This is a genomic window from Stenotrophomonas koreensis (assembly GCF_001431525.1).
Classification (GTDB): Bacteria; Pseudomonadota; Gammaproteobacteria; order Xanthomonadales; family Xanthomonadaceae; genus Stenotrophomonas; species Stenotrophomonas koreensis.
Window position 1 is genome coordinate 19,690 of the sequence record NZ_LDJH01000013.1, and the last position, 22,920, is coordinate 42,609.

Annotated in this window: 20 protein-coding genes; 1 reads left to right on the forward strand and 19 read right to left on the reverse strand. The window is 68.1% G+C overall.

The features are described from left to right. The first annotated feature begins 188 nt into the window (after positions 1 to 188). On the forward strand, positions 189 to 3,092 hold the full coding sequence (locus tag ABB25_RS08175; protein ID WP_244477781.1) for a ligand-binding sensor domain-containing diguanylate cyclase: 2,904 nt from the start codon (positions 189 to 191) through the stop codon (positions 3,090 to 3,092). A gap of 89 nt (positions 3,093 to 3,181) precedes the next feature. On the opposite strand, the gene rnt is transcribed toward ABB25_RS08175, so the two are convergent. The 19 genes from rnt to ABB25_RS08270 all read right to left on the reverse strand — a co-directional run bounded on the left by rnt (position 3,182) and on the right by ABB25_RS08270 (position 22,840). Next, complete coding sequence (rnt, locus tag ABB25_RS08180) at positions 3,182 to 3,826, reverse strand: ribonuclease T (RefSeq protein ID WP_057665756.1); 645 nt, start codon at positions 3,824 to 3,826, stop codon at positions 3,182 to 3,184. A gap of 79 nt (positions 3,827 to 3,905) precedes the next feature. Beyond that, complete coding sequence (gene phoU / locus ABB25_RS08185) at positions 3,906 to 4,619, reverse strand: phosphate signaling complex protein PhoU (RefSeq protein WP_057665757.1); 714 nt, start codon at positions 4,617 to 4,619, stop codon at positions 3,906 to 3,908. Between the two features lie 124 nt (positions 4,620 to 4,743). Beyond that, positions 4,744 to 5,601 (reverse strand): phosphate ABC transporter ATP-binding protein PstB, encoded by an 858-nt coding sequence (pstB, locus tag ABB25_RS08190; protein ID WP_425477319.1) that lies wholly within the window; start codon positions 5,599 to 5,601, stop codon positions 4,744 to 4,746. Further along, positions 5,594 to 6,451 (reverse strand): phosphate ABC transporter permease PstA, encoded by an 858-nt coding sequence (gene pstA, locus ABB25_RS08195; RefSeq protein ID WP_057665759.1) that lies wholly within the window; start codon positions 6,449 to 6,451, stop codon positions 5,594 to 5,596. The genes pstB and pstA overlap by 8 nt, the downstream gene beginning before the upstream one ends. Continuing rightward, positions 6,451 to 7,416 (reverse strand): phosphate ABC transporter permease subunit PstC, encoded by a 966-nt coding sequence (gene pstC / locus ABB25_RS08200; protein ID WP_057665760.1) that lies wholly within the window; start codon positions 7,414 to 7,416, stop codon positions 6,451 to 6,453. Before pstC ends, pstA begins: the two co-directional genes overlap by 1 nt. Positions 7,417 to 7,497: 81 nt before the next feature. Then, complete coding sequence (pstS, locus tag ABB25_RS08205; RefSeq protein ID WP_057666094.1) at positions 7,498 to 8,565, reverse strand: phosphate ABC transporter substrate-binding protein PstS; 1,068 nt, start codon at positions 8,563 to 8,565, stop codon at positions 7,498 to 7,500. A gap of 239 nt (positions 8,566 to 8,804) precedes the next feature. Then, entirely contained in the window at positions 8,805 to 9,950 is a 1,146-nt protein-coding gene (locus tag ABB25_RS08210) for an OprO/OprP family phosphate-selective porin (RefSeq protein ID WP_057665761.1), read from the reverse strand. Between the two features lie 88 nt (positions 9,951 to 10,038). Continuing rightward, complete coding sequence (gene gspM, locus ABB25_RS08215; RefSeq protein WP_057665762.1) at positions 10,039 to 10,560, reverse strand: type II secretion system protein GspM; 522 nt, start codon at positions 10,558 to 10,560, stop codon at positions 10,039 to 10,041. After that, a complete protein-coding gene (gene gspL, locus ABB25_RS08220) occupies positions 10,557 to 11,633 on the reverse strand; it encodes a type II secretion system protein GspL (RefSeq protein ID WP_057665763.1) in 1,077 nt (358 codons plus the stop codon). Before gspL ends, gspM begins: the two co-directional genes overlap by 4 nt. Further along, positions 11,596 to 12,597 carry a type II secretion system minor pseudopilin GspK gene (gspK, locus tag ABB25_RS08225; RefSeq protein WP_057665764.1) on the reverse strand — a complete coding sequence of 334 codons (1,002 nt, stop codon included), beginning with the start codon at positions 12,595 to 12,597 and terminating at the stop codon, positions 11,596 to 11,598. Before gspK ends, gspL begins: the two co-directional genes overlap by 38 nt. Further along, positions 12,597 to 13,205: a type II secretion system minor pseudopilin GspJ gene (gene gspJ, locus ABB25_RS08230; RefSeq protein WP_057665765.1), complete on the reverse strand. Its 609-nt coding sequence runs from the start codon at positions 13,203 to 13,205 to the stop codon at positions 12,597 to 12,599. Before gspJ ends, gspK begins: the two co-directional genes overlap by 1 nt. Next, entirely contained in the window at positions 13,202 to 13,561 is a 360-nt protein-coding gene (gspI, locus tag ABB25_RS08235; protein WP_160319423.1) for a type II secretion system minor pseudopilin GspI, read from the reverse strand. The genes gspJ and gspI overlap by 4 nt, the downstream gene beginning before the upstream one ends. After that, complete coding sequence (gene gspH, locus ABB25_RS08240; RefSeq protein WP_057665767.1) at positions 13,545 to 13,994, reverse strand: type II secretion system minor pseudopilin GspH; 450 nt, start codon at positions 13,992 to 13,994, stop codon at positions 13,545 to 13,547. The genes gspI and gspH overlap by 17 nt, the downstream gene beginning before the upstream one ends. Positions 13,995 to 13,997: 3 nt before the next feature. After that, positions 13,998 to 14,435, reverse strand: a complete 438-nt coding sequence (gene gspG, locus ABB25_RS08245; protein WP_057665768.1) for a type II secretion system major pseudopilin GspG — start codon at positions 14,433 to 14,435, stop codon at positions 13,998 to 14,000. A 15-nt stretch (positions 14,436 to 14,450) separates the two neighbouring features. Next, a complete protein-coding gene (locus tag ABB25_RS08250) occupies positions 14,451 to 15,644 on the reverse strand; it encodes a type II secretion system F family protein (RefSeq protein ID WP_057665771.1) in 1,194 nt (397 codons plus the stop codon). After that, positions 15,641 to 17,128 carry a GspE/PulE family protein gene (locus ABB25_RS08255; RefSeq protein ID WP_057665772.1) on the reverse strand — a complete coding sequence of 496 codons (1,488 nt, stop codon included), beginning with the start codon at positions 17,126 to 17,128 and terminating at the stop codon, positions 15,641 to 15,643. The genes ABB25_RS08250 and ABB25_RS08255 overlap by 4 nt, the downstream gene beginning before the upstream one ends. Continuing rightward, positions 17,125 to 19,188: a type II secretion system secretin GspD gene (gspD, locus tag ABB25_RS08260; RefSeq protein WP_057665774.1), complete on the reverse strand. Its 2,064-nt coding sequence runs from the start codon at positions 19,186 to 19,188 to the stop codon at positions 17,125 to 17,127. The genes ABB25_RS08255 and gspD overlap by 4 nt, the downstream gene beginning before the upstream one ends. Continuing rightward, the gene (locus tag ABB25_RS08265; RefSeq protein ID WP_211259304.1) at positions 19,188 to 19,844 is read right to left on the reverse strand and encodes a PDZ domain-containing protein; all 657 of its coding nucleotides are present in this window, start codon (positions 19,842 to 19,844) and stop codon (positions 19,188 to 19,190) included. The genes gspD and ABB25_RS08265 overlap by 1 nt, the downstream gene beginning before the upstream one ends. Before the next feature lie 359 nt (positions 19,845 to 20,203). Then, positions 20,204 to 22,840, reverse strand: coding sequence for a TonB-dependent receptor domain-containing protein (locus ABB25_RS08270; RefSeq protein ID WP_083488199.1), 2,637 nt, complete (start codon positions 22,838 to 22,840; stop codon positions 20,204 to 20,206). Between the last annotated feature and the right edge of the window lie 80 nt (positions 22,841 to 22,920).

Consider the following 22,920-nt stretch of genomic DNA (forward strand, 5'->3'; position numbering starts at 1 on the left):
CAGTGGCAGGGGCAGTGGTCATACGCATAGCACAAAGCCAGGCAGTACCGGCGCTGGTTGCCAGGGTGTACGGCTGGCTTGGCTGTTGTCTGTTGCTGTTGGGCCTGCTGCTTGCGGCACCAGCACACGCGGTAGCGACAGCATTTTCCAGTGGCAGTCCCGGCCCCGGGCTGCTGGATCCCACCCCGGTGGCACCCACGATCCGGCCGATGCGCGATTACGCCATCGATATCTGGACCACCCGCGAGGGCCTGCCGCACAACTCGTTGCGCAAGATTGTCCAGACCCCCGATGGCCTGATCTGGCTGGCAACCTGGGAAGGCCTGGTGCGTTACAACGGCCAGGAGTTCACCACCTTTGACCGCGGCAGCACCCCGGGCCTGCTCGACAACGCGGTCGGCACCCTGCATGTGGACCGGCAGGGTGCGCTGTGGGTAGGCGATTCGCGTGGCAACCTCAGCCGCTATGACAGCAAGGGGCACTGGCAGCATTTCGAACGCGAGCTGCCGGCGCCCGGGGTATTGATCCAGGGCATCGCCAGTGACCAGAACGGGCGCCTGTGGCTGCAGTACGAAGGCAAGGGGTTGGGCCACCTGGACCCTGGCGGGCGCTTCAACTTCACCCCGCCGCCGGATGACCTGTCGGTGCTGCTGACCTATCCGGGCCTGGTCGTGGACAGCCTGGGCCAGGTCTGGCTGGGAACCATGGATGGCGTGCTGATGCGCGACAGCCGGGGGCAACTGCGGCGCGCGCCCGCCAGTTTTGGCCTGCCCGCGGCGCCGGCATGGCCGTACCTGGCCCCGGACGGGGTGTTGTGGCTGGTTGTCGGCAACCGCATCTACCGCATGCGTGATGGCCGCCCACAACTGCACTACAGCGTTGATGAGCAGACATTCCTGACCACGATGCTGGTCGACAGCAAGGGGTTGATCTGGCTGGGGACCGAAAGCGATGGCCTGATGCGGCTGGGCCCGCACGGCCTGGAACGGCTGCCCGAGGGCAAGCAGCTGCCCGGGGGACGCATCCTGAGCATGTTCGAGGACAACGAGGGCAGCATCTGGGTCGGCGCCAATGGCGGCCTGTTCCGCCTGCGCGAAACCCTGTTCACCAGTTATGGCACAAGCGACGGGCTCAGCGGCAACTATGCCCGCAGCGTGCTGGAAGACCAGCGCGGCCGGATCTGGGTCGGCACTGCGCAGGGGCTGGACCGGATGGAGACCGATGGCCGCATCGGCAAGATCGATCTGTCCGCGGTAACCGACAATGCGGTCTCGGTCCTGAGCCTTGCCCAGGGGCCGGATGGCGCGGTCTGGGCCGGCACCTTTTCCGATGGGGTCATCCGCATTGACGGCGATGACCGCTTGACCCACTACCCGCAGGTGCAGCAGCTGTCCTCGGGCAATGTCCGTGCCATCGAGGTGGATGCGGACAACCAGGTGTGGGTGGGGACCCAGGGGGGGCTGTTGCGGATCAGCAACGGCGTGGTCGATCGACCGCAGATCCACGGCCTGCCCAAGCAGGAACTGGTGATTGCGCTGGGCCAGCACCAGGGCAACCTGTGGGTAGGCAGCACCGAAGGGGTACGCGTGGTGCTGCCCGACCGGGTCCAGCGTCTGGAGCTGAACCAGCTCGGCGGCGCGCGGACCGTGTTTGGACTGCAAAGCGTCGGCAATGCGATGTGGATCAGCACCGACCGTGGCCTGTACCGCTACCGCGATGGCCAGCTCGGCCATGTCGGCCTGGAGCAGGGCCTGCCGGTGGATGCGGTGTTCCAGCTGGTGCCTGACCGCCTGGGCAATGCCTGGCTGTCTTCCAACCGCGGCGTGCTGCGCACGGACATGGTCAGCCTCAACGATGTGGCCGATGGCCGCCGCGACCTGCTGGAAACGGTCGAGCGTTATTCCGAAATCGATGGCATGAGCAATTCGCAGGCCAACGGCAGCAGTGGGCCGGGGGCGATGCTGGACCGGCACGGGCGCTACTGGGTGGTCACCGCCGGCGGCCTGAGCGTGGTCGATCCACAGCATCTGCGCCAGTTGCGTGAGCGCCCGGCGCCGCGGCCGATGCTCGAGCAGGTGCGGGTCAATGGCCAGCTGCAGGACTGGCGCAACAACCCGCTGTCGGTTCCCGGCGGTGCGCGCCTGTCGATCAGCTATGTCGGCCTGAGCTACCTGATCAGCGACCGCATCCGCTACCGCACCCGCCTGGTCGGCCTGGATGAGGAGTGGATCGAGCGTGGCCGCCAGCGCAGCGTGGAATACATCGGTTTGCCGCCGGGCGAGTACACCCTGCAGGTGGCCTCGATGCACCCGGGCGGGCGCTGGAGCCTGCAGGCGGCCGAGCTGCATTTCCGGGTGGCCCCGTTGTGGTGGCAGAACGCCTGGGTGTGGATGGTCGCGGTGTTTGCGCTGCTGCTGCTCTGGGCCTGCCTCTACCGCTATGGCGTGTACCGCTACAAGGCGCACAACCAGCGGCTGGCGCGACTGGTGGACCAGCGCACCTACGACCTGCAGCTGCAGGCCGAGAGCCTGCTGGCGGCCAACCAGGAAAAAACCCGCCTGCTCGAGCGCCTGCGCGAGCAGTCCGAGGCGTTTGAGCGCCAGGCGCGCGAAGACCCGCTGACCGGCCTGCCCAACCGCCGGGTGTTTGATGAAGCGCTCACGCGCGAGTTTTCCCGCCATCAGCGCAGTGGCCATCCGCTGTGCCTGGTGGTGCTGGACATCGATCACTTCAAGACCGTCAATGACCGCTTCAGCCACAGCGTCGGCGACCAGGTGCTCAAGGATGTGGGCCAGTTGCTGCTGGATGCCTGTCGCGAGGGCGACCTGCCTGCGCGCCTGGGCGGGGAGGAGTTTGCGCTGCTGCTCGGTGACACCACCGCCGATGAGGCCGAGCAGTTGTGCAGCCGGCTGCAGGGCCTGTTCCATCAGCGGCATGACTGGGGTGGCGTGCAGGGCCTGACGGTGACCTTCAGTGCCGGTCTGGTGCAGGCACGCTCTGACGACAGGCAGGCCACCGACCTGTACCAGCGCGCCGACCACGCGCTGTACCGCGCCAAGAGCAGCGGCCGTGATGTCACCTGTGTGGAATGAACCGGTGCCGCAGGCATTGCATGGTTGAGGCAATGAAAAAAGCAGGCCACTGGCCTGCTTTTTTCATCATCGACCGGTCCGTTGGGGGCTCAGGGACGATCCTGGCGTGGCCACTGGTTGGCGATATGGCAGAACAGCTCGGCGGTCTTTTCGGTGTCATACACCGCGCTGTGCGCCTGGCTGGCATCGAACTCGATACCGGCGGCGGCCACGGCGCGGGCCAGCACGGTCTGGCCGAAGGCAACCCCGCCCAGGGTCACGGTGTCAAACACGCTGAACGGATGAAACGGGTTGCGCTTGTGGCCGCTGCGCGCGACCGCCGCATTGATGAAGCCCAGGTCGAAATGGGCGTTGTGCCCGACCAGGATCGCGCGCTGGCAGTTGTGCTTCTTCAGCGCCGCGCGGATCGGCGCAAACACGTGTTCCAGCGCGTCCTTTTCGGCCTTGGCCAGCCGGAACGGATGGTCCAGACGGATGCCGGTGACCTCCAGCGACTTCGGATCGATCTGCGTGCCTTCGGCGGGAACCACATGCGCGGCATGGGTCTGGCCGGGGATCAGCAGCCCCTGGTCATCCAGTTCCAGCGGCACCGCCGCCAGTTCCAGCAGGGCATGCCGGCTGGCATCAAAGCCACCGGTTTCAACATCCACGACCACCGGCAGGTAGCCGCGGAAACGGCGGGACATCGGCACGAACGCAGCGGTTTCGTGCGCGCAATCAGAAGGGGTATCCATCGCCATAGCCTAACAGAGCCGCTTCACTGCCGGCCCATGGATGACCGGGCCGGCGCCTGCCTGGCCCGGTGGGAAAAGCTCAGTTGCCGCTGGTGCGGTCGGCCTTTTCGCGTGCCGGCAGCGGGGTGTCGCCATGCACCAGGAACCACAGGTTCTCGGCAATGTTGGTGGCATGGTCGCCAACCCGTTCCAGGTTCTTGGCCATGAACAGCAGGTGGGTGCAGGCGGTGATGTTGCGCGGGTCTTCCATCATGTAGGTCAACAGCTCGCGGAACAGTGCGGTATACAGCGCATCGAGCCGGGCATCGTCCTCGCGCATGGCCATGGCCGCCTGCACATCGCGCTTTTCGTAGGCATCAATGGCGCGCAGCACCTGGCTGGCAGCCAGCTTGCCGACCGCGCGCAGCCCCTGGATCTGCGGCGGGGTCGGCTGGTTGGCCGGCGGCATCTGCGCCAGCACCCGCGAGCGCTTGGCCACGTTGGCCGCGTGGTCGCCAATCCGCTCCAGCTCGGCAGGCACACGCACGCCGACCAGGATCTCGCGCAGGTCACGCGCCAGCGGGCCGCGCAGCGCCAGCCGCATCACGTCATGGGCAATGGACTGCTCCAGGGCATCGATCTCGACATCGTTGGCGATGATCCGTTCGGCCGCGAGCGGGTCGAAACGTTCGATCACATCCAGTGCCGATTCCAGCTGGGCTACGGCCATCCGGCCCATGCGGGTGATTTCCTGGGTCAGGCGCTGCAGTTCTTCGTCGTAGCTCTTGACGATGTGCTCGTTGGGCATGGTCATGTGTCCGGTGGAGGGTGGGGCGGCAATGCGCCCGTGTCTGGTGCAGCAGGGCGGCAGCGGTGTGTCTGTGCCGGCCTGGCAATGCCGCGGGAATGGCTGCACGGCTGACGTGCAGCCAGGCAGCTCAGCCGAAGCGGCCGGTGATGTAATCCTCGGTCTGCTGCTTGCTGGGCTGGGAGAAGATCACCTCGGTACGGTCATGCTCGATCAGGTCGCCCAGGTACATGAAGGCGGTGTAATCGGACACGCGCGCGGCCTGCTGCATGTTGTGGGTGACGATCAGGATGGTGTAATCGCTCTTGAGCTCTTCCACCAGCTGTTCGATGCGGCTGGTGGAGATCGGGTCCAGCGCCGAGGTCGGCTCGTCCAGCAGCAGCACCTCCGGGCGCAGGGCCACCGCACGGGCGATGCACAGGCGCTGCTGCTGGCCGCCGGACAGCCCCAGCGCGCTCTGGCCCAGCTTGTCCTTGACCTCGTCCCACAGCGCGCCCTGGCGCAGCGCCTGTTCGACCCGGTCGGCCATCTCGGCCTTGGACAGCTTCTCGTGGTGGCGGATGCCGTAGGCGACGTTCTCGAAGATGGTCATCGGGAACGGCACCGGCTTCTGGAACACCATGCCGACCTTGGAACGCAGCCGGCTCATCGGGTACTTGGGCGCCAGGATGTTCTCCCCGTCCAGCAGCACCTCGCCCTTGGCTTCCAGCTTCGGATACAGGTTGTAGATGCGGTTGAAGATGCGCAGCAGGGTCGACTTGCCGCAGCCGGACGGGCCGATCAGCGCGGTGACGCGCTTTTCCGGCACATCCAGGTTGATGTTCTTCAGCGCATGGAAGCCGTTGTAGTAGAAGTTCAGGTTGCGCGCAGCCAGCTTGACCGGTGCATCCGGCAGCACGATGCCGTTGTGGCTGGGCACGTTGATGCGCTGCATCGGCACGCTGTGGGAAGTGTTGTTCATGGTCGGCTCGACGGAAAGATCAGTCATGGGAGATGCGGTTGCGCAGCAACAGGCCACGGGCGGTCAGGCTGACCAGCAGCACGAACAGGGTCAGCACCAGGGCACCGGCCCAGGCCAGTACCTGCCAGGATTCATACGGGCTGCCGGCAAACTGGTTCATCACCACCGGCACCGAGGCCATCGGTGTGAACACATTGCTGTTCCAGTACTGGTTGCCGAAGGCGGTGAACAGCAGCGGCGCGGTTTCGCCGGAGATGCGCGCCAGCGAGAGCAGGATGCCGGTGATGATGCCGGCACTGGCGCTGCGGTAGAGCACCTGCACGGTGACCTTCCACTGCGGCACGCCCAGCGCCAGTGCGGCCTCGCGCATCTGTACCGGCACCAGGCGCAGCATTTCATCGGTGGTGCGGATCACCACCGGAAGCACGATGAAGGCCAGTGCCAGCGCACCGGCAAAGGCGGAAAAGCGCCCGCCGGTCTGCATCACGTACAGGGTGTAGACGAACAGGCCCAGCACGATCGACGGTGCCGAGAGCAGGATGTCATTGACAAAGCGCACCACCGTGCCGGCCTTGCGCGCATTGCCGTACTCGGCCAGCCAGGTGCCGGCCAGCACGCCCAGCGGGGTGCCGATGGCGATGGCCAGCGCGCACATCACCGCCGAGCCGAAGAAGGCATTGGCCAGGCCGCCTTCCTGCATCGGTGCCGGGGTCATCTGGGTGAACAGTGCCCAGTTGATGCCGGGCAGGCCGCGGCTGATCAGGGTCCACAGGATCCAGCCCAGGAAGAACAGGCCGAACAGGGCCGTGGCGCAGCCCAGGCCGATGGCCAGCACATTGGTCAGCCGGCGGCGCAGGTAAAGCGAGGACGTGGACATCAGTTGCCCTCCTTGCGGGACAGGCGCATCAGCATCAGGCGGGCGATGGCCAGCACCACGAAGGTGACGATGAACAGGACAAAGCCCAGCAGCAGCAGGGCCGAGCGGTAGGTTTCGGTGGCTTCGCCAAAGTCATTGGCGATCAGCGCGGCGATGGTGGTGCCCGGCTCCAGCAGCGAGGGCGTCAGGCGCACCGAGTTGCCGATCACGAAGGCCACCGCCATGGTCTCGCCCAGGGCGCGGCCCAGGCCAAGGAAGATGCCGCCGATCACCGCCGAGCGGGTGTAGGGCAGCACGATGTCCCAGGTCACTTCCCAGCGGGTGGAGCCCAGCGCATAGGCCGATTCCTTCAGCCGGGTCGGCACGGTCAGGAACACCTCGCGCATCACCGAGGAAATGAACGGGATCACCATGATCGCCAGCACGAAACCGGCGGTGAGCATGCCGATGCCCAGCGGCGGGCCCTGGAACAGCACGCCGACCAGCGGCAGCGTGCCGAGGTGGTCATTGAGCAGCGGGGTGACGTACTCGGTCATCACCGGCACCAGCACGAACAGGCCCCACATGCCGTAGATGATCGACGGGATGCCGGCCAGCAGTTCCACCGCGGTGCCGACCGGGCCGCGCAGCCAGCGCGGCGCCACTTCGGTCAGGAAGAAGGCAATGCCGAAGGACACCGGCACCGCGATCAGCATCGCGATCACCGCGGTGACCAGGGTGCCGTAGATCGGCGCCAGTGCGCCGAACTTGTTCTCGACCGGGTTCCAGTCGGCCGAGGTGAAAAAGCTCAGGCCCTGGCTGGCCAGCGCATGGCGCCCGCCCCAGAGCATGGACAGTGCCGCACAGACCAGCGCCACCAGGACCAGACCCACGGTGGTCATCAGGATCGCGCGGAAAATGCGGTCATTGCGCGCATCGCGCCGTTCGTTTGGCGTCGGTGCAGCGGTAGAAGAGGGGGATGTCATCGGTCACTAAAGCCGGTTGTGGAGCACTGTGCGGACAGGCCGCAAGGACGGTGCCCGCGTCAGACGCGGGCACCGGCGCTGTTACTTGCTGAACTCTGCCGCCCAGTAGGTTTCGATCTGGGCGACCAGTTCGGCCGGCAGCGGCACGTAGTGGAGCTCGTTGGCCTGGGCCTGACCGTTGTGGAAGGCCCACTTGAAGAAGTCCAGGGCGGCCTGGTTGCGCGCCGGATCCTTGGGCTGCTTGCTCATCAGCATGAAGTTGGTGGCAGTGATCGGCCAGGAGTTGGCACCGGTGGCGTTGGTGATCACCAGGTTGAAGTCGGCCGCATTGGCCCAGTCGGCATTGGCTGCTGCGGCGGCGAAGGTCTCGGCGCTCGGCTCGACCCAGTTGCCATCGGCATTGCGCATGGACGCATACGGCATCGCGTTCTGGGTGGCATAGGCAAGTTCGACATAGCCGATCGCGCCCTTGATCTGCTTCACGTACGAGGCCACGCCCTCGTTGCCCTTGCCGCCGACGCCGGCCGGCCACTGCACCGAGGTGCCTTCGCCGACGCTGTCCTTCCAGCCAGTGCTGACCTTGGACAGGTAGTTGGTGAAGTTGAAGGTGGTGCCCGAACCGTCGGAGCGGTGGACCAGGGTGATCTTCTCGGCCGGCAGGGACAGTTCCGGGTTCAGTGCGGCGATGGCCGCATCGTTCCACATCGTGACCTTGCCCAGGTAGATGTCAGCCAGCAGCTCGCCGCTCAGGCGCAGCTGGCCCGGGGCCATGCCTTCCAGGTTGACCACCGGAACCACGCCGCCGATGGCCGACGGGAACTGGCTCAGGTTGGCCGCGGCCAGCTCATCGCTGGGCAGCGGCTTGTCGGAGGAACCGAAGTCCACCGTGCCGGCCTTGATCTGGGCGATGCCGCCGCCCGAACCGATGGACTGGTAGTTGATCTTGGCGCCGGTGGCGGCGTTGTAGTCGGCCGACCACTTGGAGACCAGCGGGAAGATGAAGGAAGCGCCGGCACCGGATACTTCGGTGCTGATGCGCTCGCTGCTGCCTGCCTGTTCGCCTTGCGGTGGCTGTGAGCCGCCACAGGCCGACAGGCCCAGGGCAATGGCCAGGGAAAGGGCAGCAAGGCCGGTGGTGCGCAATTTCATGGTGGTCTCCATAGACACAACGATGGGGTTCAAGCAGGTTGCGACTATGGAATGATGTTTTTGTTACACGTGTATGACGAGCGAAGGAGAAATTGTCATACGCGGTGTTTTGGCAGCCGCGCACAGGTGCCGGGAGCTGTACACCGGGTCTGTTGCTGGCTGCGGTTTGTGCGCCGGACAAGTAAAACGCCGCCGTATGACACTACGGCGGCGTTCGGGTGACAGCGCGATGACGTCTCTTACCAGTGCAGCTGAATGCGCGCCTCGAGGATGTCCGGATCATCCGAAAGCGTGCTGCCGGTGGCGGCATCGAAGCGCTCACTGCGCAGCTTGACCCAGTTCAGGGCGAATTTTGAATGGGCGCCGTACCAGTAATTCACCCCCAGGGTCAGGGCCTGCTGCCTGCCGCCGGCCACCGCACCGTCATCCAGGTCCAGCTGGTCGTAACGGGCACCGAGCTGCCACAGCCCGCCGGCCAGCGAGCCGGCCTTGGGCGGGGAGGGAACCCCGCCGCTGTAGCTCCAGGCATGGCCGCCCAGGTTGTAGACCGCGCTGGCGTAGCCACCGTGGCTGTCGAAATCGGCGCTGGCCTGGCGCTGGCCGGTGGCGGTGAAGTATTCGGCCTGCAGCTTCCACGGCCCGGCCAGCCACAGCGCCTCCACCCCGGTGGTGGCCAGGCGGTCGGTGCCGGGCAGCCGGCCGGTGTCGATCAGGCGCACATCGGCCAGGTCGGCATTGGGGCGGGCACGTAGCCGCAGGGTGTCGGCCGGCAGGTCATAGCGGGCATGGTTGATGCCCAGGTGCACGGTGTTGCCGGCGCCAGCATTCGGCAGCCACCAGCCGCGCAGTGCCTGGCCATTGCCTTCAGCCAGACCGTTGGTCAGCTCATCGCCGAACACACTGGCGCTGATGCCCCAGCGCTGGCCGCCCAGCTCGTAGCCCAGGCCCAGCCGCCGGCCGATCGCGTAGGTCGAGGTGGCCGTGGCCTTGGCGATGAAATCGTTGGCGCCGGTGCTGCTGAGCTCTTCCAGCGAGTTGGGCTGCTTGAACTGGCCCACGCGCAGGCTGTGCTTGAGGTCACCGCTCTGCCAGCGCGCACGCACGTTGGCATCGAGGAATTTTTCGGCCTTGGCATCCCAGCCCAGGGTCCAGTCCAGCGGGCCGGGGCCATCGCCCTTGAGCACCAGCTCGGCCCGGCGCATGCGCAGGCGGTCATCGCCCAGGTCGCGCTGGTCGGAGGAATACCAGTTGCCATCGGCCTGGAGCAGGCCTTCGAGGCTGAGGTCGGTCTGGCCGACGCTGCCGATCTTCACCGCCGCCTGGGCGGCAGGCACGGCAAGCAGACTGGCGACAACGGCCAGGTACAGCGGGGTTGTACGGTTCATGGGCGTTCTTGCGGCTGGGGTGGGACGCAGGTTATGAACGCTAGATTGCAACAAGATGACCGGATCTGTCGTCAATGACAGGCGAGAGTCATTTTTGTGACGGCGGTGTGGCATGGCTGCCGACTGGCTGGCGCTGCAGCCGCGCTTGCAGCGAACCATTGCCGCGCCACAGCTGCAGTTGGTCGGGCAGCTGTGCGGCAGGCAGTTGCGCCAGCCAGCCGGTCAGTGCCTGCGCCTTGCCAGGGGCGGTTTCCATGCTCAGCCCCTGTCCGGCATCGTTGCTGTGCTGTGCCAGTTGCAGGCCGCTGTCGGCCAACGAAGCCTGCCACTGCTGCAGCAGGAGCTCCGGTTGCTGGACCTGCTGATCCAGCGCCTGCAGGCTGCTGTGCAGTTGCTGCTGTTGCCGGTGCGCCTGCTCAAGTTGCTGCTGGCCCTGGGCCTGCCAACGCAGCAGCGGGGCCAGCAGGCCGTACCAGGCCACAAAGCCGGTGATCGCCAGCAGCATGGTCAACAGCATGGCCTGCTCACGCCGGGCGCGCTGCTGCCACCAGCCCTGCAGGCGGGAAAGGCCAGCGCTGCGCTGCTGGCCGGTTGCAGTGGAAAGGTTCATGGCAGCTCCTGGGCAGTGATGATCAGCGTGGTGCTGGTGGCCGGGTCGGCGGACGGCTGGATGGCCAGTCCCTGCTGGTGCAGTTGTGTGTGCAGCTGCGCCAGCGCGGTGGCCGTGGCCGGTTGCAGCTCCAGGATCAAACGGCCATCACCCAGTTGCAGCTGTTCCAGCGCCACGTCCGGGCTGGCCTGCACCGCCTGCAGTCCGGCGCGCAGCAACGACCACTGCCGCTGGCGCTGTTCCCGTTGCGCGGCCAGTGCATGCACGCTGGCGACCGGCTCGGGGTTGTCGGCGCCAATGCCCGGATGCTGGCGGGCCAGCGCCAGGCTCTGCTGCTGGATCTGGCTGGCTTGCCAGCGCAGGCCGGCGCCATGGGCGGCAATGGCCAGCGGCAGTGCCAGCACCAGTGCGGCCACGGCGATGCCGAGCCGGCGTCCGGCCAGCGGCACCGGCTGCTGGCCGGGGGCAAAGCGGCCCTGCAGCAGGTTGCTGTCCGGCAGTCGCTGCAGGTCCAGCTGTGCGGCCAGTGGCAGCACCTTTGCCGGTGCCTGGGTCAGGCAGCGCTGGATCAGCGCCGGCTCGGCCGTCATCGCCTGCTGCTGGCTGCGCCAGAGCCACAGCCCCTGGTGTTCGGCCAGGACGCCATCAGCGCTGTCGGCAGTGACCGGCAACAACAGGCTGTCGGGAATCACCTGTGCCGGGCTGACGCCATGGGCCCGGGCCCGGGCCATTGCGTCCTCCAGCACCTGCGGGGCGCACAGCATCAGCTGCCAGTGCGTACCATCGCGCTGGGCCGCTGCGTGCAGGCTCTCCGGCGGGGCAAGCAGGTCATCGGCCAGGGCACTGGCGCCGGCGGTGCGCGCCTGGGCCGGGCTGTGCGCGGGGATATCCAGCCAGCGCACCAGTACCTGCTCGCCGGAAAGGGCCAGCACCACGTGTTCATTGTCCGGCCCGGCCGGCAGGCGCTGGCCAGCCAGCAGCTGGCCGTGCTGGAGCTGGTCATCGGCCAGCCGCCACCAGTGCGCCGGGTGCTGGTCATTGCGGGGTAAAACGAGCAGACAGATCGGTTTCATTGCGGAGCATCCAGCGGCGTGACAACAAACGGGCGTGGTCAGGGGTATCGGTACTGAGCAGGCTGGTCAGTTCGGCCTGGCTGCCATCGAGCAGCACCTGCACCTGCAGCTCGAACAGCGTGGGTTGCAGCCGGATCTGGCTGGCCAGCCCGGCATCGCCGGCCAGCGCCTGCAGGGCGGGGTGGGCCAGGAAGGCGCTGCGCTGGCGCCAGCCACCGGCCGGCCGCTGCGCCAGCCATTGCTGCGCCGCAGGCAGGGACATCGCGCCCCGGCTGAGCATCACCAGCAGCGGCGCCTGGCGCGGGCTGAGGGCATTGACATTGACCGGGGTGGGCGCGTTGTCGGGTAGCGCACACAGCCACGGGCGCAGGCGCTGGTACAGCGCGGCATCCATGCCGGCCAGCGCCAGCAGCTCGCTGGGATCGTTCAACAGCGCCGCGGCGCTGAGATAGGCCGGTACCTGCAGGCGGTAATAGGCGTCTTCGGCACCGGCGGCGCTGGCCACGCTGTCGTGGTCAATCCAGTCGACCAGACTGTCGCTGAAGGCCTGGGCCTGTGACGGTGGCAGCTGCAGCGCCTGCAGCAGTGCCAGCAGTTGTGCCACCCCGGTTTCGGAGCGTTGCCATTGCCCGGGGGCGCCGATGACCACCGCATTGAGGTTGAAACAGCTGCTGGCATCGCGCAGCCGGTACTGCAGCTGGCCTTCGGACAGGGCCAACTGTTGCACGCGTCCATGCCACTGGCCGAGCTGGGCCGGCGGCAGCTGCGCCAGCCGGCCGACCTGGCGGACAGCCAGCTGTTCGGCGCCCAGCGCATGGGCACGGGCCTGGACCAGCGATTGGTTGTTGCGCGCGCGCGCCAGGCCCAGCCCGATCAGGTCCAGCTGGGTGCTGGCCACCAGCGCGATCACCGCCACCAGCAGCAGTACCGTGAGCAGGGCGGCGCCGCGTTGCCGGCTGGCCATCAGCGCCCCTCCGCTGGCAGTGCCAGCACATGCTCGACCATCCCGAAATCGCGGTGGTGATAGCGCAGGCGCAGTGCCCGTGGCAGCTGGTCCAGCCCACCCGGCCAGCCGCGGTTCCAGCCGCTGCCGTCGTGGTAGGCCAGTTGCAGCTGCTGCATATCATCGAGCAGGACCTGCTGCTGCCAGTGGCTGCTGCCATCCAGACGGTCCCGGCTCAGCCGTACCAGCGCCTGTCCCTGCAGCCGGTACTGCACATGCAGCAGCTGTGACCGTGGCTGGGCCGGGTTGTCCCAGCCGCCGCGGGTGAAGGCAAACAACGCGCTGCGCCCGGACCAGGCCGCGGCGTCGCCATCGGTGGCGCCGGTAAATACGGCGGTGGCCGGCTGGCCGTCGACCTGGCGCACGCTGCGGCGGGTAGCCTGGCCCAGGTCGGCACGCAGCAGGTTGTCCAGCCGCTGCAGCCGGGCCACGCTGTCGATGCGCTGCTGCACCGCCTGCTGGTTGTCCAGTGACTGGCGCAGCACCAGCACGCCGCTGCTGGCCAGCAGTGCAAACACCGCCAGCGCAACCAGTGCCTCGATCAGGGTAAAACCGCGTTGTGCGCTCATGGCGCGGCCTGCCAGCTGGTCAGTTCGGCCACCTGCTGGCCGCTGTCGGCCAGCACCGCCCAGTGCCAGCCCTGGATGCCGGGCAGCGCGCCCTGTACCGGCCGGCGCTGCCAGTGCCACTGGCGGCCGGCCAGTTCGATCTGGCCCTGGTTGCCCCACTCAGGCGACAGCTCGGCGCTGGCGGCCAGGTTCTGCAGCACGATCAGGGCCAGGGCCTGCTGTTCGCTGTGCTGGGCGCTGCGGGTGCTCTGGCTGCCCAGGTGCAGCAGGGCCACCACTGCCAGTGCCAGCACGGCCACTGCGACCATCAGTTCGAGCAGGCTCAACCCCTGTTGTCTGCTAGCGGGGCTGGACATCGATGCTCCCATCGGCGTGCAGCTGCAGTTGCCAGCGCTGCTGCCCGCTGTGCAGTTCCAGCAGGCCGGGCAGGGTGTTGCCTGCCGGATCCAGGGTCAGCTGCAGCTGTTCGCTGGCCTGGCCGGCAAACACCAGGGTGGTCGGCGCCGGCCATGGCTGCGCGGCCAGTGCCGGGTCGCTGCTGGGCTGCCACTGGCCCTGCTGGCGGTGTTCAAAGCGGTAACCATCGCCATCGAGCAGTACCCGCAGGCTCTGGTTGCGCAGCACGGCCTGATCCTGCGCGTGGGCCAGGCGGGCGGCCAGCCGCTGCACCGGCTCGCGCAGCGGATCGGCCGGCGGCACGCTGAGCACCACCGCCGCGCTGGCCAGGGCCAGCAGCACCAGCACCACCAGCAGCTCGATCAGGCTGAAGCCGGCCGCACGCCTGTGCATGGCTTATTGCCAGTTGCCGATGTCGGCATTGTCATCACTGCCGCCGTCCGCCCCATCGGCGCCCTGCGACCAGACATCGAAGCTGCGGCCATCGTTGCCCGGCTGACGGTACTGGTAGGGGTTGCCCCACGGGTCAGCGGGCAGCCGGCGGACATAGCCACCGGGACGGTAGCGCTGCGGCTGGGACAAGTCCTGCGGTGCGCGCTGCAGCGCCGCCAGGCCCTGGCCGCTGCTCGGATAGGCCAGGTTGTCCAGCCGGTAGGTTTCCAGGGCCTGTTCCAGCACGGCGATGTCGGCGCGGGCCTTTTCGACCATCGCCCGGTCCTGGCTGGGCATCACATTCAGGGTGACCACGGTGGCCAGCAGGCCGAGGATGACGATCACCACCATCAGTTCGATCAGGGTGAAACCACGTTGGCGTTGGGTTGATGGAACGGACATGCAGGACTCCAGAGGTCAGCCAAGGACAAGGGAATTGAATTGCAGGATCGGCAGCAGGATCGCCAGCACGATCACCCCGACCACCACGCCCAGGACGATGATGATCAGCGGCTCGAGCAGGCCCATCGCGACCTGGGTGGTGGTCTGGGACTGGCGTTCCAGGTAATCGGCTGCGCTTTCCAGCATCGGCGCCAGCTGGCCGCTGTCCTCGCCGCTGCTGGCCATGTGCAGCAGGGTGGAGGGAAACACCGCCGCCAGCCGCATCGCGGTGCTCAGGCTGCCGCCCTCATCGATCACCGTGGCCATCTGCGCGGTGGCATTGCGCAGCACCGTGTTGGCGATGGTGCGCGCACTGGCGCGCAGGCCGTCGATCAGCGGCAGGCCGGCAGCGAGCATGATCGCCAGCGTGCGTGCCAGTTGTGCGGCATGTACCTGGCGCAGCAGGTTGCCGGCCAGCGGCAGGCGCAGGATCAGGCGGTCCACGGCCAGGCGCAGGCCGGGGCGGCGCAGCGCCAGTGGCGCGGCCAGCAGCAGGGCCAGCAGTGCAGCGCCCAGCCAGGGGGCGAGTGCGGCCAGCAGCTCGCTGCTGCCGACCACGATGCGGGTCAGCAGCGGCAACTGCCGGCCCATCGCATCGAATTGTTCGACCACCCGCGGCACCACCAGGGTCATCAGCGCGATCACCACCGCGCAGGCGGTCAGCGCCAGGGTGGCCGGGTAGATCAGTGCGGTGGCCAGGCGGGCGCGGACCTGCTGCTGCTGTTCCAGCAGGTCGGCCAGCCGGGCCAGCAGCTGCGGCAGCGCACCGGAGGCTTCGCCGGCGGCGATCATCGCCCGGTACAGCGGCGGGAACGCGCGCGGCTGTGCGGCCATGGCCTCGGCCAGCGCAAAGCCTTCGGCCAGCCGGGTCTGGGTGCTCTGCACGGCCTGGCGCAGCCGGCGCTGCCCGGCCTGCTGGCTGATCGCCTGCAGCGCCTGGGCCAGCGGCAGGCTGGCCGTGAGGGCGGCCAGCTGGCGGGTGAACAGGGCCAGCTCGCGCGCCGGCAGGCGGACCTGGCGGCCTGGCTCGGCTGCGGCCGGGGCCAGCTGCAGCACCAGCCAGCGCTTGCCCAGCAGCTGCGCGGTGGCGGCCTGGGCATCGCTGGCGCGCAGCTGGCCGTGCCGGGTGCGCCCGGCAGTGTCCACGGCCTGGTAGGAAAAGGCGATCATCGGCCGGCCTGCGCGCGGGCTACCCGCAGCACTTCACTGGCACAGGTCAGGCCGGCGGCCACTGCCGCACGCCCGGCATCAAGCAGGGTGCCGCCCTCGGCAAACGCCTGCGCGGCGAGCTGGTCCTCATCGGCCTCGGCCACGATCAGCCGGCGCAGCGGTTCATCGATCGCTACCGCCTCATACAGCGCCATCCGTCCGCTGTGCCCGGTGTGTTCGCAGGCGGCGCAGCCGGCGGCATGGAACTGCGGCGGCACCGGCTGGCCGGCAAACAGGCGTGCGGCCAGCGGGTCATCCAGCGCGCAGGGCTGGCGGCACTGTGGGCACAGCCGGCGTACCAGGCGCTGGGCCAGCACCAGGCGCAGGGTGCTGGCCAGCAGGAAGGACTCGCTGCCCATGTCGCGCAGGCGGGTGATCGCACCGATCGCATCGTTGGTATGTACGGTGGACAGCACCAGGTGGCCGGTCAGGCTGGCCTGCACCGCGATCTGCGCCGTTTCCACATCGCGGATCTCGCCGACCATCACCACATCCGGGTCCTGGCGCAGGATCGCGCGCAGGCCGGCGGCAAAGCTCATCCCGACCTTGGCATTGACGGGGGTCTGGCCGATGCCGTCGATCGCATATTCGACCGGGTCCTCGACGGTAAGGATGTTGCGCTGGCCGTCATTGAGCGCGGCCAGCGCCGCATACAGCGTGGTGGTCTTGCCCGAGCCGGTGGGGCCGGTGACCAGCACGATGCCGTTGGGCTGGGCCAGCGCGCCCTGCAGCCTGGCCGCGACCGTTGGCGACAGCCCCAGCTGTGCCAGCTCCAGGGTGCCGGCCTGCTTGGCCAGCAGGCGCAGCACCACGCGCTCGCCATCACGCGCGGGCAGGGTGGACACGCGCACATCCAACGCCTGGTTGCCCATCCGCAGCGAGATCCGGCCGTCCTGCGGCACGCGTTTTTCGGCGATGTCCAGCCGCGCCATCACCTTGATCCGCGACACCAGCAGTGGCGCCAGCCGCGGTGGCAGGCTGGCGGCGGTGCGCAGCACCCCGTCCACGCGCAGGCGTACCCGCAGCATCGATTCAAACGGTTCGACATGGATGTCCGAGGCGCCCTGGCGTGCGCCCTCGGCAATCAGCCCGTTGATCAGGCGGATCACCGGTGCATCATCGGCGGCGGCCAGCAGGTCGGCGGCGGCCGGAAGGTCGTCCAGCAGCGCTTCCAGGCCGCTGCCGGCCTCCAGCGCCAGCACGCTGTCATCGCCGCCATCCACGCTGTCGGCATACACCCGCGCCAGCTGCTGGTCGAACAGCTCGGCCGGCAGTGGCTGCAACTGCAGCGCACATCCTGCCACCCGGCGCAGTTCGGCCAGTGCCGGCGCATGCGCCTGCGGGTGCAGCCATACCGTCACGCCATCGCCGGCGTCGTCCGGCCCGGCAAGCAGCAGGCCATGGCGGCGGGCAAAGGCATACGGCAGGCGCCCGGGCAGGCTCATTGCGGCGTACCCGCAGCGGCGTCAGCGGGGGCCGGCAGCTGCGGCGGGGCGCTGCGCAGGTAGTCGCGCACCAGTGCATCCAGCGCCGCCTCGCCGCCACGCGGCTGGCCGGGCAGGGCCAGCTGGGCATCGCGCATCCAGTCAAAGCGCGGCGCGGTGATGCGCTGGGCATCGGCGCGGTCGCGGATGATGGTCGGGCGCAGGAACACCATCAGGTTGGTGCGGGTGTCGCTGTTGGCATCGGAACGGAACAGCCGGCCCAGCAGCGGGATGTCGCCCAGCCCGGGCACCTTGTCGCGGGTCTGGCGCTGCTGCTGGTCCAGCAGCCCGCCCAGCACCACGATCGCGCCGTCATCGACCAGCACCCGGGTGTCGATCTCACGCTTGTTCAGGATCAGCTCGTTGTAGCTGGCCGAGACCGGGCCGGCCACCGAGGACACTTCCTGGCGCAGCTTCAGGGTGATGCCGCCGCCGGCGTTGATCTGCGGGGTGACCTCCAGCGCGATGCCCACGTCCTGGCGCTCGATGGTACGGAATGGGTTGGAGTTGGCATCGCCGAGCACCTCGCCGGAGGTCAGCGGCACTTCCTGGCCGACCAGGATGCGTGCCGGCTCGTTGTCCAGGGTCAGGATCGACGGGGTGGACAGCAGGTTGGAACCGGTGTCGCTGCGTACCGCGGTGATGATCGCGCCGAACAATACATCGCCGGCCTGGTCGGCGATCCCGGCCAGCCCGCCGGACAGGCCGAGCAGGGAGTTGGCCGCGGCACTGCGTGCGCTCTGCGCCCAGGCCGAGTCATCGCTGCCGGCCGCCGCGCCGGCGATCAGGCCCATGATCCCGGGCTGGCTGGACGGGAACTGGGTGCCCAGCAGCGGGATGTCGCCGTTGCGCCCGGCTGCGGCCAGCTGCACGCCGAGCTTGCGCGAGGCCTCATCGGAGATTTCCACCACCACCGCCTCCACCAGCACCTGCTCACGGCGGGTGTCCAGCTGGGTGATCACTTCCATCAGGGTGCGCTGGGTTTCCGGATCGGCATTGATGATCAGCGCGTTCTGGCCCGGTGCCCGCGCCAGGGTCGGGCGCTTGCCGCCGGCCGGGGTGATCAGCACCGCCTGGTTGGGGTCCAGCGTGCTGCTGCCGTTGGTCGTGGCGGTGGCGCTGCCGCTGGCCGGGGCGTTGCTGCTGCCTTCGCCCTGGCCGATCAGCTGCTGCAGCACCGGCAGCAACTGTTCGGCGCTGGCGTGCTGCAGCTTGACCACGCGCACATCGCCGGTGCTTTCGGCGCGCCGGTCCAGCTCGGCGGCCATGTTGATGGCGCGCTGGACCACCCCGGCATCGCCACGGATCACGATCGAGTTGCTGCTTTCCACCGGCAGGATCGACAGCACCTGGCTGCCGCCTTCGCCACGCACGCCGAACAGCGCGTTGAGGGTGGCGGCAATCTCGTGCGCCGAGCTGTTGCGCAGGGTCAGGGTATCGATGCTGGCGTTGTCGCTGTCGATCTGCGCCACCAGCGAGCGGATGCGCGCGATGTTGTCGCTGTAGTCGGCAATCAGCAGGCTGTTGCCCTGCGGGGTGGCAATGACCACGCCGCCACGGCCGAGCAGGGGCTTGAGGGTTTCGGCGGCGATCCGTGCATCGATCCGGCGCAGGCCGATCACCTGGGTGGCAAAGTGCGCATTGCTGCCGGTCCCCTGGCCGGCCGCGCCCTGGTCGGGCACCACGCGGTAGGTGCCCTGTCCGGCCGGTACCGCAACCAGGCCATGGCTGCGCAGGATGGTCAGCAGCACCCCGAGCATGTCCGCCTGTGACATCGACTGCGGGTTGCTGTAATCGACCGTGCCCTGGACGGCCGGGTCGACGATGAAGCTGGTGCCGGTGGCACGGGCGACATCCTGGATGAAGGCGCGGATGTCGGCACCACGCACATCCAGGGTGTTGCCCGGCGCCGGATTGGCGGCGGCCCAGGCCGGGCCGGGCAGTGCGCAGCAAAGTGCGGCAGCCAGCAGGCCGATGGGCAGGGCGATCGGCAGGGCAAGGCGCGGCAGGGAGCAGGTCATCAGGGCATCCGCAAAACAGAGGTATGGGTCTGGCCATCGCGGCGCCATTGCAGGCGCACGCTGTCGCGCCCGTGCAGCTGGGCGCGCAGGGCATCGGCATCGAGCCGCGTCAGTGGCTGGCCATCGACGGCCAGCAGTTCATCGCCCACGCGCAGGCCCTGGGTCTGCAGCCACAGTGCCAGCGGCGTGCCGGCCTGCAGTCGCGGGGCGGCATCGGCCGGCAGCGCGGTATCGCTGGCGGGCGGCTGCGCGGCGTGCTCTACGGCGGCGTGCTCTACGGCGGTGCGCAGCAGGCTGTCGGCCTGGGCAGGCAGGCTCAGCTCGACCAGGCCACCCGGGCCGAGCAGACGCACACCACTGGCGGCCACCTGTTGCAGCTGCCAGCCCGCGGCAATCTGTTCGCCTTCGGCATAGGAATCCTGCTGGCCGGCCTCGTTGCCCAGGATGGCACTGGCCTGCGCGCCGCCCAGACGGATCCCGTGCAGGGTCCATGTGCCGGTGCCGGGGGCGCTGTGGTTGCCGGCCTGGCGGTGGAACAGGTCCTGCTCCGGCCACGCCAGCGGATCGCTGCCGGCCGTTGCCGGCACAGACCTGGCGAGCGGCGCGGCACTCGGTGTGCGCAGGCCCAGCAGCAGTGCCAGCAGGGGCAGTGCCACGGCCAACACCCACAGGCCTTTGGGAAGCAGGCGGTTGATCACAATGATCACAGCGGGCGGCAGCACGATCACGCCGGGCAACTCAGGGTGGGGACGTGGCGATCATGCGACGGCACGATGACACTATGATTTCAAAAGACATGGCGTTGCCATAATTGTTGACAGCCACTGTCATCGGCGATTGCCCGCGGCAGACCCGGTGGCCCTGCCAGGGCCAAAAAGAACCAAGCCCGCCGACCTGATGTCGACGGGCTGGTAACCACCGGCAGGACTCCCCAGCCGCCACCGATGGTGTGCATTGGCCCACGCCGCCCGGCCTGCCAGGCCGGAGGGCGGGCATTGATCAGGCTGGTGCAGGCTTAGAAGCGTGCCTCGATGCTGGCGCCGAAGCTGCGGCCCAGCTCGTAGCGGTTGACGTCGATGCGGCCACCGCCCAGCTGCTGGTACTCGTGGTATTCCTCGCCCAGCAGGTTGCGCGCTTCCAGGCTCACGCTCATCGGCACGTCCCACAGGGTGAAGTACTTGCGCCCGACCAGGTCCAGGCTCAGGCCCGGGTCCTGCATCAGCGCCGGCTGGCGCTGCACGCCGTTGGCATCGAAGGTGCCACGGGCGGAGATGCGCTCGCTGGCATAGCCCACCAGCAGGGTCAGCTGGTCGCCATTGCCGCTTTCCAGGCCCAGCGACAGGTTGGCCAGGTGGTCGCTCTGGCCCTGCATCTGGCTGCCGTCACGCACCACCAGCGGCGCGGCCAGCGCGCTGCCGTTGTACAGCAGCACCTGGTCACTGGCGCCGGCACTGACCTTGGAATCGGTGTAGGTGTAGTTGACGTTGAAGAAGATCCGCTTGTCACCCAGCCAGGACACTGCCGGGGTCAGGTACTTGCGGTAATCCAGCTCCAGCCCGTACAGGCTGGCTTCCGGTGCATTGACAAAGCTCTGGCGCAGGAAGGAGACGTCGTCGGAAACCACCGCCTCGATCGGCTTGTCCAGCTGCTTGGCGAACAGGCCGGCATGGAAGTACTCGCCGCTGTTGAAGTACCACTCCAGGCGTGCGTCGAGGTTGAGCATCTCCGTATCCTGCAGGTACGGGTTGCCCACCGTCATGCGGTCCAGCTCCAGGTCCAGGTACTGCAGCGGCGAGAGCTCGCGGAACTGCGGGCGGGCGATGGTCTGCGAGGCGGCCAGGCGCAGCTGCAGGTTGTCGGCGAAGTTCCAGGTCAGCGACAGCGCCGGCAGCAGGTAGTCGTTGTCCAGGGTGTTGCCCGGCAGGGTGCTGCCGCCCTGGAACAGGTTGCGCGGGTTCACGCCCTGGGTGGCCTGTTCCCAACGCAGGCCGGCGGTGGCGCGCACGGTGCCGGTGAGCTGGCTTTCCAGCTCCAGATAGGCCGCCTCGTTGTCCAGGCTGGCGGTGTAGGCCGAGGCGCCGTTGGCACCGGTGTTCTCGCGCAGCTCCAGGTAGCCCTGGTAGAGGTTGTAGTCGGAGAACAGGTAGTCCGGGCGCTGGTAGCCGTTGTAGAACGGCGCGGTATCGGTGATCAGGAAGGAGAAGTCACGCGTGCGTGCATCGCGTTCGGTTTCCGACCAGGCGTAGCCGGCCGAGAGGATGATTTCGCGCTCGCTGGGCAGGCGCCAGTCCACGTCCACCGCGGCGCTGTCGATGCGCTCGTTGACATCGCCCAGGCTGACGGTGTTGTTGAGGTGGCGCCAGAAACCGAAGTCGTCCTGGAAATAGTTGATCTCGCGTTCGAACGGCGACTGCCGGCTGGCACGGGCATGGCCACCGCGCCAGCTCACGGTCAGGTCGTCGTACTCGCCGAACACATGCTTGCCGGTGAACTGGTGGTTGAGCATCTCGCGCTCGATCCAGCGGGTGGCATCGTTGCGGCGTACCTGCGAGGCCTGCCAGGTGAAGCCCTCGCGAGAGCGCGCCTGCTTTTCGGTGTCATGCACATACAGCGTGCTGGCGCCGAGGGTGTGCTTGCCCACTTCCCAGGTCAGGGCGAGCAGGCCGTTGAGCCTGGCCTCGTTGCTGGTGCTCAGGTACTGCTGCTGGGACAGCACCTCGGCGGTGCCGGTGCGTGCCTCGCCATACTGCTGCACGCCGTTGCGGCTGCGCCAGCTGTTGCTCAGCGCGGCGCTGGCAACCACGCCCAGGCGTGAATCCTCGGCAAATTCCAGGGTGGTGCCGGCGGCAACCGAGCCGCTGTGGTTGGGGTTGATCGAGTCGCTGGTCTGCAGCAGGTTGATCGCGGCATTGGGCATGGAAGCACCGATCGCGGCCAGCTGCTCGCGGCTGAAGTGCTCGCCGACGCTGATCATCTGCCCGCTGGCCAGGGCCTGGGCGAAGGGCTCGCGCACCTTGCGGGTGCCGTCGTCGTAGCCGAGCAGGTCCGAATCGCCGCCGCCGTAATAGGTCAGGCCCGGCTGGGTGGTGGTTTCGGAGTTGCCGGACAGGCCGTAGGACAGCTTCAGGAACGGTGCCTCGGGCACCACCGCGGTGGACAGGTTGATCACGCCGCCACCGAACTCACCCGGGTAGCGCGCCGAGTAGGTCTTCTGCACCTCGATGGTTTCCAGCACGTTGGTCGGGAACAGGTCCAGCGGTACCACGCGCTTGAGCGGTTCCGGGCTGGGCAGCGGCGAGCGGTTGAGCAGGGCCTGCGAGTAGCGCTCGTTCAGGCCACGCACGATCACATACTTGCCCTGCGACACGCTCATGCCGGCCACCCGTCCCAGCGCATCGGCAGCGGTGCTGGCGCCCTGGCGGTCGATGTCTTCCTTGCTGACCAGGCTCATCACCTGGGAGCTGAGCAGCATCGGCTCGGGGATGTGTTCACCGCGCACCTGGATCGCATCCAGGCTGGTCGGTGCCGCATCCGCGGCGCTGACGGCGGTGCTGTCGGTGGCGCTGACCGGGTTGGCAGCGGCGAAAGTGGGAACCAGCAGCGCGGCAATGGCCAGCGACAGGCTGGAGCGGGCAAGGGGAGCGTGTGTCATCAGGGGAGCCTTGAAGGGAACATGCGGCGGGGAGGACGTGCTTGCGTCCGGCCTGGCTTGGCGGCCAGCCTTGGATAAAG